The following is an 18,564-nucleotide window of genomic DNA, read 5'->3' on the forward strand; positions in this document are numbered from 1 at the left end:
GGTATTTTTATGATTCTGAAAATTGTTATTTTTATAATCGTTTCATATAATGAAGGGTATAGGGGTTATACAGGGGAGTTATGAATGAAGAATACTTTAGTTTGTTAATTGTTTTTATTTTAATAAATAATAGTAAATTGATTTGGAGTGAAATTCATTGGGAGAAAATCAGTTTAGATGGAGTAACAAGCAACTAAGAGAACATGTTGAAGTAATAGATGGTAAAAGAAGTCCGCACATTTTATGTAAGAATGCAACGTATTTAAATTCCTATATGCGCGAGTGGGTGCAAGCAAATATTTGGATCTATGATGATCGCATTATTTATGTAGGAGAAAAACTACCAGCGCAACTACAAGAATGTGAAGTCATTGATTGTGATGGAAAGTATGTAGTTCCAAGTTACATAGAACCGCATGCACATCCGTATCAATTATATAATCCTGAAACGTTAGCAAATTATGCGATGCAATTTGGGACAACGACATTTATTAATGATAATTTAACTTTATTTTTCACATTACAACGTGAAGAGGCATTTCGTTTATTAGATGAATTTGAAAAGATTCCAGCAAGTATGTATTGGTGGTGTCGTTTTGATGGACAGACTGAATTGCAAAACAGGGAATCTTTATTTAATCGTGAAGAAATAATAGAGTGGCTTAAGCACGAAGCAGTACTTCAAGGCGGTGAGCTAACAGCGTGGCCAAAGTTATTACATGGCGATGATGAAATGTTACATTGGGTGCAGGAAACGAAACGATTACATAAAAAAGTGGAAGGGCATTTTCCAGGAGCATCTGAAACGACTTTAGCGAAGTTAAAACTGTTAGGTACAGATTGTGATCATGAAGCGATGACAGGACAGGAAGCTTTTGCTCGTCTTATGCAAGGTTACACGGTTTCCCTAAGAAATTCTTCAATCCGCCCAGATTTAGAAGTGTTACTGAAAGAATTGTTGGAACTAGGAGTAAAACAGTTTGATAGATTCATTCTTACTACAGACGGCTCACATCCTTCATTTTATGAAAATGGAATGACTAACGTAATGATATCTACCGCGATAAAACAAGGAGTGCCAGTTATAGATGCTTATCATATGGCAAGCTATAATATCGCCTGTTATTATAATATGGAGCATCTACACGGTTCAATTGCGACAGGTAGAATTGCTAATATTAATATTTTAGAAAGTAAAGAAAACCCGGTTCCAATAAGTGTAATTGCAAAGGGGAAATGGGCGAAGCGCGACGGAGTAAATAAAAATGAATCCTTACTTATAGACTGGAGTGAATTCCAAGTAATTCCATTATTGATAAACTGGTCCATAGAAAAAGAGGATATGATTTTTTCGCATAAAATGGGTATACAACTATTAAATAACGTTATAACAAAACCATACACGACTGAAATTGATTTAAACCGTGATGAACTTTCACTAGATCATGATGAGTGTTTTCTAATGATGATTGCTCGTGACGGTACGTGGCGAGTGAATACAGTTGTGAAAGGTTTTGCAAATAAATTAGGAGGCCTTGCTAGCTCTTATTCTGGAACCGGTGACATCATTCTTATTGGGAAGAATAAAGAAGATATGCTTACAGCTTTTCATAGAGTAAAAGAGCTTGGCGGGGGAATGGTAATAGCTGAAACAAATGAAGTATTACACGAAATCGCATTACCATTGCTCGGGATTATGTCTAATTTGAAAATGAATAAATTAATACAGGAAGAGAAACAGATGGTGAAATTACTACAAGAGCGTGGTTACGCGTATGACGATCCGGCATTTACCATTTTGTTCTTTTCTGCGACGCACTTACCTTTTATACGGATAACACCTAGAGGGCTATATGACGTGAAAAGTAGTAAGATACTGGATTCACCGGTGAATTTGATAAAGCAATGTTAATATGAAAGGCTCTATAAAAGTCCAATTTATAGGGCCTTTCACATTGTTAGCATAAGAATATTGTGAGTCTCAAATAATATAGTATCTAAATTACTTGAGGTGAAACGTAAGTATGAAAAAAATATTGTATATTTTAAGTGTATTTATAGTATGTGTATCTATTCAACAAGTTGTACATTCTCAAACAGATGCACCAGAGCTATCTTCTGATTGTCTTGAAAAAAGGAAAATTCGAGATGACAAGCATGTGAAGAATATAATAAGTGATATTAAATCCACATTTAATTTAAATATTGATGAACGTAGTTTTTGGGAAGTAAGTAAAAGAGATCTGGAGGCTGCGCATTTGATGTATGGTGGGTGGGAAAATGATTCTTATTATAATTCGCTAACTAAAATTTATGATAGTGGTGGATTTAGCGAGCAGCCTAGCTTATTCGTGAGGGTACAAGAAGCATTTTTACTTTATAAAGAGAAAGATAGTATCAATGTAATGAAACACTTAAACCTAGATGTTGAAAAAGGGGAGTGGATCGTTATAGAAACGAAAAAGAAGAAAGGGAAAAAAGTGAAATTCAAGCCGTTACAATGTGAAAAAGATTATTTGAAAAAGAGAAATGAGTACCATAATCAAAAATGAAATAACGAAAATCTAACAGGAGAATCTATTTTTAATAATTTATAAACGAGACAATAGATTTTATTAGTAATTTTTCTATAAAAAACGTCATTTTAAACATTAAAATGACGTTTCTTATATGCTTAAATCTTTTGCAGCGCACTCTCAATCTTTGCGGCTAAATCAGCAGACACTTTATGAAAATAACCCAAAATAATCTTTCTAATATCATCTGAGATAACTTTCAAATCACTAGCTAAGTTTTTAACAAGATGTTCTTTTTCTATCGGTTTTAACTTCGCATAAAATTCACTAGGCTGCGTAAAGTCATCCTGTTTCGAAATAGAAGTTCTTTCAAGTTTACCTTCAACGTATCTTCCGTCACCGCTCGTAATTTGATTAGCAGGTGTCCAATTTTGCTGTTGGTTAATCGTTAATTTGCGGAATTCAGGTCCAATTCTTCTTCTTTGAGAATCACTATAAATGTTAGCTCGCCCTTGCAACATTTTATCATCTGATAGTTCTGCACCGTCTAGTAAATTAGAAGGGGAGAAGGCGACTTTTTCTACTTGCTCCATATAATTTTCAGGATTTTTATTTAATACCATTTTGCCTACTGGTATAAGAGGATACGACTTTTCATCCCATACTTTTGTATCATCTAAAGGGTCATAAGAAAGATGTTCTTCATCTATCGGATCCATGAGCTGGACATATAATCCGTATTCCACTGGTTTACCATTTGCAATTGCATCATATAAATCTTTCCCGCTATAATCAGGGTTTTCCGCAGCCAGTTTATTTGCTTCCTCATTAGTAATGAATTGTACACCTTCAAATGGGTACCAATGATACTTTACATACTTTCGGTTACCTTCTGCATTTTTCCAAATATATGTATTTACACTATGTCCTGGGATGTGGCGCAGACTTTTGGCCGTACCAGCATCAGAGTATAAATGGACAACGAAATGAATAGATTCAGGTGCTCTAGCGACAAAGCTCCAAAATCTATTCGGGTCTAGTAAGTTATTTATAGGTGAAGGTAACAACGCTTGAATTGTTTCTGGGAAGCGCATCGGATCACGAACAGAAAAGACAGGAATGTGATTACATAAAAGATCGAAAATACCTTCTTTCGTATAGAACTTTGTGGAGAAACCGCGTACATTTCTAGAAGTATCAGGTGTGCCTTTTGTACTAACAGCTAATGAAAATCGCACCATAACAGGAACTTTCTCATTAGAATTTTGTAGAAAATGTAGTTTCGTATGTTCAGACATGGGATAGATCGTTTGAAAATAACCGAACGCACCAAATCCTTTTACATGAACAGGTCTTTCTAAAATTTTTTCGTGAATAAATTCTTGTAACGTCTCATGAAGTACAATATCTTGCTTTAGAACAGGTCCGCGTGAACCAACTGTTTGAGAGTGAGGGGTGGCTTGTTCATTACGATCACCATTTTCATTAAAGTCTTTTCCTAGTATAGATTTCCCCTGTTTTTCATAGTTTTCATCCATCGATACAGCCTCCAAATCTTTTTTGTCCATTGTTACTAAATATGATTTTATAGCGTTGATTATGTATGACACGCAAAGTTCAAAATAGTAACAGACCGCTAGATGAAAAAAACGCACATGTAGTGGACCTGTTGAAATAGAAGAAATTATGGAAAAATGAATATCGAGAAGAAAATTACTATTAAAATTACAATCTTAAAAATGAATTTATACATGACTTTATAGAGAATAAACATAAATAAACAGGGAAAATAACTAGGAGGAATTTTAAATGTCGGATTGGTTTCAATTAGATAAAGAATATATGATGCCTACGTATTGTCGTACGAAGGTTGCAATAGAAAGAGGAGAAGGGTGCAAGCTTTATGATGTGGATGGTAAAGAGTATGTAGATTTATTTTCTGGTGTCGGAGTGAACGTATTAGGGTATAATCACCCGAAAATCGTGCAAACGACAATGGAGCAAGTTACGAAATCGTTGCATTTACCGTTTCATTTTTTAAACCCAGTTGCGATTGAATATGCAAAGAAATTAGTCGATTGCTCATTAAAAAACGGAAAGGTCTTTTTTACAAACTCAGGTACGGAAGCAACAGAAACAACGTTGAAATTAATTGATAAATATAGAGCTAATATGGGTGAAGAGCGTGAAGGAATTGTAGTGCTGAAAAATAGTTTCCACGGGCGTACGTTAGGAGCACTTCATTTTACGAGACAAGAAAGTGTATATCAAAATTTCCCTAAAACATCGATTCCGGTATATGAAGTAGACCGCGAGAGTATAGAGCAATTAGAAGAAACAATTGTTAAAGAAAATCCAATTGCGATTATGCTAGAGCCTGTATTAGGGAGTGGGGGAATATATCCTTTATCAAGTGAATATTTACATGGTGTTCAAAATTTATGTAAGAAATATAATGTACTACTGATCGTTGATGAAGTACAAAGTGGTATGGGGAGAACAGGGAAACTATTTGCTTATCAAAATTTCAATATTACACCGGATATTATTCAAATTGGTAAAGGAGCAGGGGGCGGGATACCGCTTGGTGGAATAATTGTAGGTGAAAAATTATGTGATGTATTTGCACCAGGAGATCACGGCACAACGTTTGCTCATTCATCAATGGGAACGGCTTTAGGGTTAACGGTATTAAATACATTGATTGACGATGGTTTAATGCAAGAAGCGTATGAAACGTCACTATATTTACATGATAAATTGCAAGAAATTCAGAAAGAAAATTTGTATTATATTGGGGAAGTACGTCATGCTGGCATGATGTTTGGAATTAGTTTGAATGATACAAATGAAAATGTGAAGAAATTACAGGTAGAGCTAATGGAGAATGGGATATTAGTTGATGTTACACAAGGGAACATCATTCGTTTACTTCCTCCATATATAATTACAAAAGAAGAAATTGATGCATTTATTAATCAATTTATTTCTTGTATGGATACAATTGCTGCTGTAGTAAGTGCTTAAAAATTAAAAGTTATATTTTATACAAAGTGCACCCTAATTGTTGGTAATATTTTTACAATTGGAGTGCGCTTTTTATATTAGAATTTTATAAAATACAATCGTTGTTAAATGATAATGGAAAATAGAAGTGGGGTTATTAGAGTTGATACATTATTGAATGATATTAGAGTAGTGAAAAAAAGAAAAAGTAAGTAAATAAAGATAGTAGATAAAGATAGTAGATAAAACGATTGGTACTAACAACTAAGGATAGAACGTTTTAAAAATGATAGCATACGAATATATATATGATAAGAATGAGGTGATATATTGGAAAATAATGATATTCAATTTACTTCTTTACAAATGCGAAGTGATAGATTTGGTTGGGCTGGTATTCAATGTACAAATAAAAAGCAAGCCATTTTATATACTCGGAACGGAGGAGTAGAATGGGATGTTGTTAATCCTCTAAAATCAATTGTATTATTTGCATATCCAATAAACGAACAAAACTCTTGGGCATATGGTTTAACAAAAACGAATGACGATTTATTGCCTGCTATATTTTATACAGTTAATAGAGGGGAAAGATGGGGTGAGTTTAGATTACCAATTGAAGAAGAATGGGAGAAATCGACTGATGTTCAAGTACAATTGCATGCCACGAATATGGATCGTATATGGATTGTATTATCTAGAAAGCTTGCATCAAATAAATTTGAACATAATTTATACTATTTGAAAACGAAAGGGAAAGTATGGAAAGTAATTAATAATATAAGTATTAGTGATAGTATTTCAGGGATAACATTTATAAACGAGTTAGTTGGATTTATTTCATTACAAAAACAATATGAAACATCGGTGGTATTTAAAACAATTGATGGCGGGGAAAGGTGGCAGCCTATAAAAGATATGCCAAGTTGTAAAGGCATTAATAGTGGGACTGCTATGGCTTATAAAGCAATCTATAAAAATAACTTGTTAGTAATACCAACTAAAATGAATGATAATATATTTTTAATGAATTACTCATTTGATAAGGGGAATTCGTGGCAAATTTCAAATAAAACAATAAATACTACAAAAGTGGCTGTTTCTTTTTTTAGTTCCTATTATGGCTGGGTTATAAATAGTGAAAATGGAAGTGTGTATCAAATAATAAAAAAAGGATCAAAATGGATAAAAGTATCAAGTAATCCATTGTTGAAAAATATATTTTGTTTGCATTTTTTTAATCGGCGTAAAGGTTGGGCTTGTAATAAAAAAGAAATATTTACTACAAAAGATCGGGGTATAACATGGAAAAAGGTAGTATATAAAATTAATAATATTGATAAATTTATTTAAAAGAGTCCTAAAGAAATTAGGACTTTTTTGTGTTTTTTATGGTGAGAGTTGTAACAAACAATGGTAAGAAAAAGGAGGTAAGTGCAGAACTTATATTTTCAAAAATAGACGGTTGTTTTTACACAGTATAATTCACTTTTGAATATGTTAATAAAGTAGCAAATTCATAGGAAATGGTAATACTTAATATTTTATGTCACATGATGTGTAAAGGGGGCGTGTAATGAAATCGTTAACGGTTATTATGTTGTACAGTGAAGGAGCGCAAATATTAGAAGAGTCAATTCAATCTATATGTAAGCTAAATCCTCTTGAAATTATAATTTTAGTTCCTGATGATAGAAGTAATTTGTATGAAATAGCAAAGAAACATAAATGTCATATTGTTTTGATGGATAAATATAGTACGTATTATGATGAGTATGAAGCTTCTGTAAAGGCAGCTAAAGGAGATGTATTGTTATTTGTAGATAGTAATTTTTCATTATCTTCAAATGAAATGAAGAATTTTATTGAGCCACTCGTTACAAATCAGGCTGATGTAGTATTAAACAAAATAGATAAATTTATTGAAGTTGGTAAATGTCCAAATATGGATATTGTATGGAGAAAAATGTTAAATGAAATTTTATCTCGACCAGATTTAAAAAGCAATTCAATACTTTCATTACCATATGCACTTACGAAAGAAGTAGTGGTAAATATCGGCTTTGATTATATAAAAGATATCGTTCTAGCCCATATGAACATAGTGAATCAAGGCTGGCGGATTAACGATCAATATGCAATAAAAAGGTTATTTGAAGATGAAACGTTAGAAGAAGAAGGATATTTATTTAAAAAAGAATTATTAGAAAATGAAAAAGAGAAAGTGGAAAAATATTTAATCGGTATTTCTAAATGGATAGAGAAAAAGGGAAAAAGAGTAGGGTTTACGGATGCAGGAAAAAGAAGAGATATTATTCAAAAGTTAGGTGAATGCAAACGATATCCTTCTTATCATCGAGGTTGGGGTATGCATTCATCAATTTATGACGGGAAGCAACTTTCTGTCATTATACCAGTGCAAAATGAAGAAGAAACTATAGAACAAGTAATACTTGAGGCAAGAAAAATAGAACCGCTAGAAATAATTGTCGTTGTAAATGGTTCGACAGATAGTACGGCCAATATCGCTAAAAGACTTGGTGCTACTATTATTGAATATAACGAACGACTTGGTCATAATGTTGGACGTGCTATTGGAGCGTTTGAAGCTACAGGAGATATTCTCTTATTTATTGATGGTGATTTTAGTGTTTCAGGAAGTAATTTGCATCACTTTACAAAAGCGGTTTCAGCTGGCGTAGACATAGCATTAAATGATTTGAATCCGATGTTACATCCTCCGTTTTATGTTGTAGACGTCGTAAAATATATGCTTAATTTAGCATATAATCGTCCGGAATTAAGTAATGGCTCATTAGTAGCAATTCCACATGCTATGAGTAGATCATGCTTAGATGCAATAGGATGGGAAAGTTTACTATGCCCTAGTCTTGCACAAGTAAAAGCTATATTACAAGGGTATAGAGTAGAATGTGTACATTATGTTGATGTTGTAAAACCAAACAGAATTCGTTTAATGGAGAATGTAAGTCATAATGGACATCCTCCAGCAGTATTAAGAATAATTGGAGATCACGTTGAAGCTCTCTCTTACTTAATAGAACATCTCGAAATGGATGGGAAGGGTGATTAAACTGATAGATCAGTACAAAAAAATTAACATTGCATATGAAGAATTATGGCAAATAGATTTTCAAACTACGGAACCATTGATACTCAAGGTTGATTGGGATAAAGTAACGTATGAATTTTTAATTCGTATTAAGCCCGGTGCTTTTAACACTATTGTTTTCGGATCCGGAGCAGGTGGATTTCAAGAACAGCCAATTGGTCCGCCTATTTTTCATCGACATTCATGGATGGATGAATTTGAAGATACTGTTATATATTATAATGATCCTACTTTATATCTTGGAAAATTATCTTTAGGTTGGGGGCAAGGGGAGTTAAATAGATTTTATTTACAGGATATAGCTAATATTTTAGAAATAGTATTTACAAAGTTAAAAGTTGATTCAAAAAATGTGTTGTTTTATGGCAGTTCCGGGGGAGGGTTTATGTCTTTAATTTTAGCTGGATTCGTTAAGGGCTCCACAGCTTTAATTAATAATCCTCAAACAAATTTATTAAAATGGATACCTGTACCAATAAATCTAGTTTTCGATTTGTCTTATCCAGGTTTATCAAGAGAAGAAGTTGAGGAGAAATTTGGGGAAAGAATTAATGTTGTGAAATTTTTTAATCATATTAAATATGTACCGAATATTTATTTTTTGCAAAATTTCACGTGTGCATTTGATGTGCAAAATCATTTACTGCCATTTATTTCTGAATTAGAACAATTGGATGAGGATATTGAAGTGAACCAAATTGTAATAGACCTATATTTCGATAAAAAAGCAGGACATGCAGCAGTAGGAAAGAGTGAAACAATTGAATATATAAAAAAAGTAAAGTCTAATGATACTGTGAGAAAAGAACAAAAAGAAGTTAGTTTATCAGTCGTTATAGTTTTAGGAAAAGATAAATCGAAATTGGATCAAATTTTAAATAAAGTGCAGCATATAAAACCAATAGAAATTATAATTGTAGCTGATGATAGAATGAGTGCAATACAAGCTATACCTACATTTGTTGAAAGTAATGTTATTGTTATAGAAGAGAAAAATAAACGGAAAGCACCTGTTCATGGGGCGAAAATCGCCAATGGAGATGTAGTTTTATTTTTAGATGGAGAAGATCTTATCTTTTCGGTAGAACTAGAACGATTTTTAGAACCGCTACTAAAAAAGGAACAGGATGTAATTTTGAATAACATAGACTCCGTATGTTTTGAAAAGATGAGAGCAGAATGGCCAAGTATTGCTATGGTGTATAGAAAAATAGTAAATGATGTATTGGGACGTATGGATTTAAAATATGATTCGATGTTATCTATGCCATATGCTATTACAAAAAAAGCAATTGAAGACATTGGATATGAAACCTTGCAAAATCCGATTCTTTCTCAAGTAACTCTTATTGAGAAAGGGTGGCGACTACACTCCTCGTCGGCTATAACTAAAACCTCTTTAAATGACATACCCGCAAACAAAACCGCTTTCTATAAAAATGAATTAACTAAATTAGAAGCATGTGAGATTAAAGAGAGTGTAAAAGCTTTGGAACGTTGGTTACACCGAAAAGATGACAGAGGTAACTATACAGATGGGGGAAGAAAAAGAGAAATTATAGAGCAACTAAAAAAACAAAAGAATTATTCACGTTTCTATAAAGGATGGGGCATGAATTCATCAATTTATAATGGAAAACAGTTATCAATTATTATACCAGCACAAAATGAAGAATCAACGATTAAAGAAGTTATTCTTGAGGCAAGAAAAGTTGAACCGAAAGAAATAATTGTTGTCATTAATGGGTCAACAGATCAGACAGAAGTAATCGCTAAGCAATTAGGGGCAACAGTAATTGTTTACCAAGAAAGATTAGGGCATGATGTAGGACGGGCAATTGGTGCAAAAGAAGCTACAGGGGATATACTTCTCTTTATTGATGCTGATTTTGCCATTCCAGCAAAAGACCTTCATCCGTTAACGCAGGCTGTTGCGGATGGTGTTGATATGGTTTTAAATGATTTAAATTTAAATCTTAGATTTCCTCTATATATTGTAAGTTTATATAAATATATGTTGAATATTGCTTGTAATCGTAAAGATTTAGGTGTGGGATCCACAATTGCAGTTCCCCACGCTATTAGTAGAAAATGTTTAGAGGGAATCGGCTGGGACACTCTTCACACAGCATGTGTTGCGCAAGTAAAGGCAATATTAGAAGGATATAAAGTCGAATGTGTCCATTTTGTAGATGTAATGAAACCAAATCGTATTCGTCCAAACGAGCACTTTGCAACAGTAGGACATCCACCAGCTGTATTGAGAATTACTGGAGATCATGTAGAAGGGCTTTCTTATTTATTGAAGAATAGAAATTTCAAAGATTTTTTATAACAGGATATGCTGCGAATTATATGAGTCACTTAAAGGAATTTACTGAGAGAAAGTGAAAAGGTAAATGAAAAGTAAAAACTTCTTCAAATAAATGAAGGGGTTTTTACTTTTTTATTTCTGTATAAATTATTATTAAATACAAGAAAAGGTGTTTAAATATTCATGTAGAAACTAAAGTCAGTCCAAATGGATACGCAGAAATATACGTGAGGTGAAATAGAGCCAATAAGTTCGCTTTTTAAATATATATAAATATTTAGTGAAAGTTACTAATTTCTAGGTTAGAGGAACCGATGATAGAAATGTAATAAATATAAATAAATGAAAGGTTCATTTGTGGTGTAAAGGTATATATTATATAGCCTAAACCTCATTATATAAAAAGTTAAATGGGATGTAATTTTATATAAAAAGAGCATTTAATTGGACAAATAATTAATTATATGAAATAATAATGACAGATAAGGAAACGTTGCTTATCCTTAAGTGCTTCGAATTAATTTTATTCAATAAGAGAAGGTGTGCTTAAAGAAGTTAAATTAAAAAAGGAGCTGTTTTATTATATGCAACAAAATAATGATTTAAATTTTGAACCTCAAGACGTTAATATTGTCAATCCTAAACAAGCCAGGAAAGCAGTAATTGCTACTGGTATAGGGAATGCAATGGAGTGGTTTGACTTCGGATTATACGCGTATTTAGCGGTTATCCTAAGTCAATTATTCTTCTCAGGTGTTGATAATAGTGGATTGCAACTTGTACTTACATTCGGTACATTTGCAGCAGCCTTTCTCGTTCGACCAATCGGAGGTGTATTCTTTGGTAGAATAGGAGATAAGTACGGCCGAAAAATCGTGTTAAGTACTACTATTATTTTAATGGCACTTTCTACATTATTCATCGCATTACTACCAACCTATGAACAAATTGGTGTATGGGCACCAATACTACTTTTAGTTGCCCGAATGATTCAAGGCTTCTCTACAGGCGGCGAATATTCAGGTGCAATGGTTTATATCGCAGAATCTTCTCCAGATAAAAAGCGTGGTATACTCGGTAGTGGTCTTGAAATTGGAACACTCTCAGGTTACATTGCTGCATCGGTAATTGTTACCATTTTGACGTTATTGTTAACAGATGAGCAAATGCTCAGCTGGGGCTGGCGTATTCCTTTCTTAATAGCTGCACCAATTGGTTTGGTCGGTTTATATTTACGCCGTCATTTAGATGAATCTCCCATCTTTGAAGAGATGGAAAAAGCACAAGAGGAATCTGAAGACAACGAACAATTTTCATTTATAGATATATTAAAATATCACAAAAAAGACTTCTTATTAAGCACAGTAATTGTCGCCTTCTTTAATATTACGAACTATATGATTCTTTCGTATATTCCTTCTTATCTAACTCAAGTACTTAAAGTCAAAGAAACAACTGGCTTATTAATTATTTCTATTACGATGGCACTTATGATTCCACTGGCACTTTATTTCGGTAAATTAAGTGATAAAATTGGTAATAAACGCGTCGTGCAAATTGGTTTACTCGGTTTAACTGTATTTGCAATTCCAGCATTTTTACTAATAGGTAATGGACATATTGCAGCTATATTTGCAGGTATTTTCATTTTAGGATTCTTCCTAAGTGTATATGAAGGAACACTACCGTCATTATTACCATCACTATTTTTCACCGATGTACGTTATCGAGCACTTTCAATCTCCTTTAATATTTCTGTATCGATATTCGGTGGAACAACACCGCTCGTATGTTCATACTTAGTTCATGCAACCGGTAACCCGCTTGCACCAGCATTTTATTTAGCAGGTGTTAGTGTTATTGGATTAGTCGTATTTAGTGTATTATTCGTTACAACATCAGGACGTGCGCTAAAAGGTTCATATCCTACAGTAGAATCGAAAAAAGAAGCACACCAAATTGCTAAAGAAGACCCTGAAGAAACACTTTGGTGGCATGAAGAGTCATTAGAAATTGAAGCAGGGAAAAACGCTTCAATTTAAAAAGTAACGTAGAAGTATAGAAAGACTCCTATGAAAATAGGAGTCTTTTCGTTGTGTTATTTCTTTCTTTTCTTCAAACTCTTCTGATATGCATAGAGTTTATTGATCTCTTCCTTAAATTCATGTAACAGTACGGTATATCCCTCATTTGAATAACGCACTATATTATAAGCATCTATAACAATATGAATCTTAATATTTACATCTTCTTCACTATTTATTCGTCCTAACCATGCTTCAACAGTTTCTCCTCGTTTTCTATTTAAAGGAGGAATTAACTTACTTTCAAGTTTGAAAATCTCTTTTCTAATTTCGTTATGTGGCGGTTTGTTTCTTCTCAAACGTTTTTGGCTCATACCTTCTTTATCAGTAATGATAGTAGAGTCGAAGACAGGCATATTTGGTAAACTGAATTGTTTTCGTCTTTTTATTATTTTCCAAACGACGTATATAGCAATAGCAGCACAAGCTATTATGGTAATGCTATTTATGAGAGTTGGATCAAAAGAATGCTGCCCGAATTCATCTTTAATTTGAGGATCCTTTAAATTCCCTTTATTCGACCAAAAATCGTCAGTTTCTTTTGATTCAGCTGCCGAAAATAACGGATTAATGGCGTATCCAAATCCTAAAGCAACTACTTGTACGACATAAGAAAAAAGAAGCCGAATGTATGGGAAAATAGGAATAAGGAAAGCACTAATTATTCCAATCGTAATAAGAGAAGCGAAACGTAATAACTGTTGATTACGATTTGCCCCAGTTAACCAAAAAGTAATCATAATGTGTAAAATTAAAAGTAATAGTTTCCACAAAGGTGGAAAGGGCGCATAAAATATAGCTGAAATACCAAACCACACAATACCACCTAATGACTTTTGAACTGGATATCCAGGCCCAACTACATGAACGATAAAGAAGAAAAGCGGTAACATAATTGTGCCAAACAGAGAGAAAGGGAGAAAGATATAACAACCGATTATTTGAGTCATTAACAGTATGACAAAACCAGTTGTTTTTTTCTTCATTTGTTTAGGGATAAGAAGTACTCCTACATATCCTGTTGCTAAAAATATAGTAACAGCGACAAGTTCATCCCTTTCTGTTAATAACGAAAGTAGGAGCAGCAGAATAAAGTCATTAACGTGATAAAGCCAAGTTTTCAAGCTTTTCCACCATCCCTTCGTTATTTATGAGAAACGTAGGCTGAGAGAGAAGAGGGAGTTCATTTCTCTGTAAACCAATGTATATCATTGTAGACGCTCGTTCTCTTTTTCTTGTTACATAATGAAGAAATCCCTGTTTTGGAAGTAAAGTACTATCATCTGAAATACGCGCTAATTCCTCTAAAGATATTCCGTAATGTGTTTGCCCTTCATTTAATGGTAAGTGCAGAGGACCACCTTCAGCTAATACACTAATGAATAATTCAAATGGTATTTGATGCTTCGTTGCGTATTGGCAAATGTATGTTGCAAATGAAATAAGGTCTTCTATATTATCCTTCCAACCAAACCCACGATCAGCAGCTAATGAAAGACAAATCGTCCAACTATAATTTTTTACAGGTTCATATTGCTTCGCCTGTAATGATTGCATTTTAGCAGATGCTTTCCAATGGATAGAACGGAAAGACCCACGCTCATATCGTTTAACACCGATAATAGATGTTTCATCATTGTAAAAAGAAAAATTCGTTCGATAAGATCCGTTTAAAAGTTGCTGAAGTTCTTGCAAACCTGCTACTTCTTTAGGAGAAGGGTACACAATAATTTCAGTCCGTAATTTATCGAAAATAGGTAAATGTACAGTTAAAAGATGAAAAGGATCTTTCAAAACGCATTCGAACTGTTCAATTTGAAACACACCACGCTTCGTTGCGGTTAATGTTAAATCCCATTTTTGCACTGAATGAGCAGGCTGTGAAAACGGGAAAGAAAATAACGTTTTCGATATTTGTTCAATACCTTGATCTTTTTGTGATAGTAGGGACGGATTTAAATGAAAATAACAAACACCGTTAACGAGTGGTATATTTGCTCCATTTTTTAAATGAATGAAAAACTGTCCAGATTCATTTGGGAATAACCGAGTTGTTTGTTTCTCGTTTACCACTTCAAATTTTTTCTCTATATAAGCGACATATTTATAAATAAAAAACGCAAATAAATAATAGAAGAAAAAGAGAAACATAATAATTCGTTGTGGCATAAAAAATGTAAATAGTATAGCTCCTGGGACAGTTAGTTGAATAATATGGAGTTGGAAAAATAACGGTACCGTTACAACGCGCTGTCCATTCATGCTTGCTCAATCTCCACTGGTACGTCAACTTCTTTTAAAATCCTTTGCATAATTTCATTTTTTGTCGTACGTAATGCACCTTCCATTGATAAGATGATACGGTGATTCCATATAGAAGGAACTAAAAATTGTATATCTTCAGGCGTACAATATTCTCTGCCGCGTAAAAAGGCTAACGCCTGTACTGCGCGCACTAAAGCAAGTGTGGCACGTGGACTGACACCGTTAGCGATGTAATCATGATTTCTTGTAGCATGAGCAAGTTTAATAATGTAATGTTCTAACGGTTCTGATACAAAAATTTCTTTTACTCGTTTTTGTGATTCTAAAATGTCTTCTAAAGAAATAACAGATTTGACGCTTTCTAACGGTACAACGCTACGAAAACGTCGCATCATTTGTAGTTCATCCTCTGGAGATGGATAACCAATTGAAATTGTCATTAGAAAACGATCAAGTTGTGCATCTGGAAGAGGAAACGTTCCTTGTGATTCAATTGGATTTTGCGTCGCAATAACAAAGAACGGTTTCGGAAGAGGTGTAGATTGCTTTTCAAGTGTTACTTGTCGTTCTTCCATCGATTCTAATAAACTAGATTGTGTTCTAGGCATAGCGCGGTTAATTTCATCCGCAAGCAAAATATTCGTCATAACTGGTCCAAGTCTTAACTCAAATTCACTCGTTTTCGGATTGAAATATTCAATACCAGTTACATCACTCGGAAGTACATCCGGTGTAAATTGGACGCGAGAAAAATTACCACCAATACTTTTAGAAAGTGTTTTCGCAAGTAACGTTTTCCCCGTACCAGGCACATCCTCAAGCAGTACATGTCCATCAGCAAGCAAGGAAACGAGTAATAGATCAATAACATTTTCTTTACCGACAAAAACTGATCCTATGTTTTCTTTCAATTTATTTATCATATGTATCATTCCTTTCAAAATATAAACGGATATTTCTATATTTTAACGAATTATTCAGAAAATTGATATGATTTTTCAATTCAAAGAAATAAATATCCAGTTATTAAATTATACTTGCATATTTTGGAATGTAGTTATACAATATCGATATACGATGTATCGTCAGTCGATATATCAGAAAGCGATGTATCGGAGGTGGTTATAATGAATGCGAAAGCGAAAAAATATATTCCGTTAACAGAGGCGACATATTACATATTGTTATCACTAGTGAAACCAATGCATGGTTACGGAATTATGCAAATGGTAGAAGAGATGACAAATGGAGAAGTAAAGCTCGGTCCAGGTACTTTATACGGGAATACGACAAAGTTACTAAAAGAGAAGTTAATAGTTGAAGTGGCCTCTACAGATAGAAAGAAGTGCTATGAGTTAACGCTACTTGGTAAAGAAGTATTAGAGCTAGAGTATAACAGGTTGCAGAGATCTGTAAGGAATGGGAATAGTATTTTAGGGGAGTGAATGGAAGATGGAGACTAAAAGGGTATTTAAGTTTTTTACGGCATGGAATTTAGAAAAAGAAGAAGTTTTTTTACGAAAGATGCATCAGCAAGGTTGGGCATTACAAAAATACAATTTAATGTATCTGTTTAAGAAAACTGAGCCAAAAGATGTAATATATAAAGCTGATTTTAGATTAGTTTATAGAGATTCGAAAGAACAACAACAAGAGTACTTCGAAATATACGAAATGTCTGGTTGGAAACGCGTAACAAGTTTCACAAGATGGAATTATTTTTGTAAAGAGGTAGAAGAGGTAAATGAATTACCTGATATATACTCAGAAAAGGAGACGAGGGTACAAAAGCTAAATGAGTTATTGCTATTCCTTGTTATTATATCAGCAAGTATATTACCATCAATGTATAATCTATTTTTAAGCCCGATGGAATCAAGAGTGCCAATTTGGGCGAAAGTTATGACAGGTCTTACAGGTTGTATGTGGATATACTTCTTTATAAGACTCTCTTGGAAAATTAAGAAATTAAAAAGTGAAATATTATAATAAAAAGTAGAGTTAAAAAGAAGTTGATGTTTTAGGGAGAAATACCGGATTAACTTCTGTTGTTTTTATATAATTGCATTTTTGTTCACTCTTTTTTATACAATAAAAATCTATATAAAGACACAGAATTAACAGTTACGAAGAACCAGACACACATAACCCAAAAATAATAAATGAAGAAAAATGATTCATATCGAAGATCAAAAAAATAAAAGATGACTAAAGAGGCGTGGGTGTAACTTATAATCAGGAAGAAAAACATTTTTTGATTAACATATTAAATCGAAAAACCCCCTATAGAAAATTAGTAGGGGGTAATTATAATATTTAAGAAAAAGATTGATTTTGCGCAGGTTTAATAAATTGCTCCGGGTTTTCAACAAGTCCGCATACAGCACATTGAACGCGGTAAGTTGGTCCTTGATAGGACATATGAAAAGCATTCATCGTTTCATTTGTGTATTCTTCTTCCACTTGACCAGTTTGTGGATTTAACTTGACTGGTTTTACTTGTTGCTCAAGAATATTAAAGCGAGTACGGTTCGTTTTACAGCTTGGACATAGCATCGGTTCCATATGTATACACCTCCATTTGTAGCATTTCTTAAACTTATTAATTTTATGCAAGCAAAAAAACTTTCTCAATATAAATGGGTGTTTAAAGTATTCAAAATTCAGAAAAAATAAAATATAATAAGGGTACGAACTGGTTATGTCCAAACCAAATCTCCTGTTTTATGCCAATAAGCTGGGGGGCCGAGAAATCGGCCTCATTTTTTTGTGCTCTTTACTATAGGAAACAAGGTTTTTATGAGACTTTTGTCGAAATTTTAGGGATGGATACAAAGGGGGATGTAAAATGAATTTAAAAATGAAGTACATTATTTTATATGTAGAAAATTTTGAAGAATGTTTAAGGTTTTATAAAGATATTTTACAGTTACCTATAAAAGCAGAGCATGGTACATATATTGAGTTTAATACTGGTTCTACAATTTTAGCGATGAATACGAGGCAAGATGTGAAAGAATTAACAGGATTACCACTTACAGAAGGCAAGTTACAATCTTCTCATTTTGAATTGGGATTCGTTGTTGATCATGTACAAGAATCGATTGAGCAATTTAGAGAGCAAGGAATTAAGATTTTAGTTGAACCAATTGTGAAACCGTGGGGACAAACAATTGCATACATTGCCGATCCAGATGGAAATTATATTGAAATTTGTAGTTCATTAGAATAGAAGGAGAAAAAGAG

15 protein-coding genes are annotated in these 18,564 nt (G+C 33.2%); 10 read left to right on the forward strand and 5 right to left on the reverse strand.

All coding sequences use genetic code 11. The annotated features are described in order from the left end of the window. Window positions 1-157: 157 nt before the first annotated feature. Together ACXVYO_RS11405 and ACXVYO_RS11410 are read left to right on the forward strand one after the other, a co-directional pair. The gene (locus ACXVYO_RS11405; protein ID WP_458467071.1) at window positions 158-1,912 is read left to right on the forward strand and encodes an adenine deaminase C-terminal domain-containing protein; all 1,755 of its coding nucleotides are present in this window, start codon (window positions 158-160) and stop codon (window positions 1,910-1,912) included. A 112-nt stretch (window positions 1,913-2,024) separates the two neighbouring features. Continuing rightward, a complete protein-coding gene (locus tag ACXVYO_RS11410; protein WP_458467072.1) occupies window positions 2,025-2,552 on the forward strand; it encodes a hypothetical protein in 528 nt (175 codons plus the stop codon). 122 nt (window positions 2,553-2,674) lie between these two features. Here the strand turns inward: ACXVYO_RS11410 and ACXVYO_RS11415 are convergent, their stop codons facing one another. After that, the gene (locus tag ACXVYO_RS11415) at window positions 2,675-4,054 is read right to left on the reverse strand and encodes a catalase (RefSeq protein WP_458467073.1); all 1,380 of its coding nucleotides are present in this window, start codon (window positions 4,052-4,054) and stop codon (window positions 2,675-2,677) included. Between the two features lie 271 nt (window positions 4,055-4,325). On the opposite strand from ACXVYO_RS11415, the gene ACXVYO_RS11420 reads away from it, so the two are divergent. The 5 genes from ACXVYO_RS11420 (at window position 4,326) to ACXVYO_RS11440 (ending at window position 13,011) form a co-directional block, all read left to right on the forward strand. Next, entirely contained in the window at window positions 4,326-5,543 is a 1,218-nt protein-coding gene (locus ACXVYO_RS11420) for an aspartate aminotransferase family protein (protein ID WP_458467074.1), read from the forward strand. A 309-nt stretch (window positions 5,544-5,852) separates the two neighbouring features. Then, complete coding sequence (locus ACXVYO_RS11425; protein WP_458467075.1) at window positions 5,853-6,875, forward strand: hypothetical protein; 1,023 nt, start codon at window positions 5,853-5,855, stop codon at window positions 6,873-6,875. Between the two features lie 223 nt (window positions 6,876-7,098). Next, entirely contained in the window at window positions 7,099-8,616 is a 1,518-nt protein-coding gene (locus ACXVYO_RS11430) for a glycosyltransferase family 2 protein (protein WP_458467076.1), read from the forward strand. Beyond that, complete coding sequence (locus ACXVYO_RS11435) at window positions 8,600-10,990, forward strand: glycosyltransferase family 2 protein (RefSeq protein ID WP_458467077.1); 2,391 nt, start codon at window positions 8,600-8,602, stop codon at window positions 10,988-10,990. The genes ACXVYO_RS11430 and ACXVYO_RS11435 overlap by 17 nt, the downstream gene beginning before the upstream one ends. Window positions 10,991-11,553: 563 nt before the next feature. Continuing rightward, window positions 11,554-13,011 carry an MFS transporter gene (locus ACXVYO_RS11440; protein WP_458467078.1) on the forward strand — a complete coding sequence of 486 codons (1,458 nt, stop codon included), beginning with the start codon at window positions 11,554-11,556 and terminating at the stop codon, window positions 13,009-13,011. 56 nt (window positions 13,012-13,067) lie between these two features. Here ACXVYO_RS11440 and ACXVYO_RS11445 read toward each other — a convergent pair whose 3' ends face one another. From ACXVYO_RS11445 to ACXVYO_RS11455, 3 genes are read right to left on the reverse strand one after another with little or no spacing between them, the layout of a single operon-like run. Further along, window positions 13,068-14,177, reverse strand: a complete 1,110-nt coding sequence (locus tag ACXVYO_RS11445; RefSeq protein WP_458467079.1) for a DUF4018 domain-containing protein — start codon at window positions 14,175-14,177, stop codon at window positions 13,068-13,070. After that, complete coding sequence (locus ACXVYO_RS11450; RefSeq protein ID WP_458467080.1) at window positions 14,152-15,315, reverse strand: DUF58 domain-containing protein; 1,164 nt, start codon at window positions 15,313-15,315, stop codon at window positions 14,152-14,154. The genes ACXVYO_RS11445 and ACXVYO_RS11450 overlap by 26 nt, the downstream gene beginning before the upstream one ends. Continuing rightward, window positions 15,312-16,241 carry an AAA family ATPase gene (locus ACXVYO_RS11455; RefSeq protein WP_458467081.1) on the reverse strand — a complete coding sequence of 310 codons (930 nt, stop codon included), beginning with the start codon at window positions 16,239-16,241 and terminating at the stop codon, window positions 15,312-15,314. The genes ACXVYO_RS11450 and ACXVYO_RS11455 overlap by 4 nt, the downstream gene beginning before the upstream one ends. Window positions 16,242-16,445: 204 nt before the next feature. Here ACXVYO_RS11455 and ACXVYO_RS11460 point away from each other — a divergent pair, with 204 nt between their 5' ends. Next, window positions 16,446-16,763, forward strand: a complete 318-nt coding sequence (locus ACXVYO_RS11460) for a PadR family transcriptional regulator (protein ID WP_000991836.1) — start codon at window positions 16,446-16,448, stop codon at window positions 16,761-16,763. Window positions 16,764-16,770: 7 nt separating this feature from the next. Next, a complete protein-coding gene (locus tag ACXVYO_RS11465; protein ID WP_458467082.1) occupies window positions 16,771-17,307 on the forward strand; it encodes a DUF2812 domain-containing protein in 537 nt (178 codons plus the stop codon). A 327-nt stretch (window positions 17,308-17,634) separates the two neighbouring features. Here the strand turns inward: ACXVYO_RS11465 and ACXVYO_RS11470 are convergent, their stop codons facing one another. Next, the gene (locus ACXVYO_RS11470) at window positions 17,635-17,883 is read right to left on the reverse strand and encodes a hypothetical protein (protein WP_048547666.1); all 249 of its coding nucleotides are present in this window, start codon (window positions 17,881-17,883) and stop codon (window positions 17,635-17,637) included. A 283-nt stretch (window positions 17,884-18,166) separates the two neighbouring features. Between ACXVYO_RS11470 and ACXVYO_RS11475 the strand changes: the two genes are divergently transcribed. Continuing rightward, window positions 18,167-18,550, forward strand: a complete 384-nt coding sequence (locus tag ACXVYO_RS11475; RefSeq protein WP_097843599.1) for a VOC family protein — start codon at window positions 18,167-18,169, stop codon at window positions 18,548-18,550. The last annotated feature ends 14 nt before the right edge of the window (window positions 18,551-18,564 follow it).

The organism is Bacillus sp. BC08 (assembly GCF_054326875.1).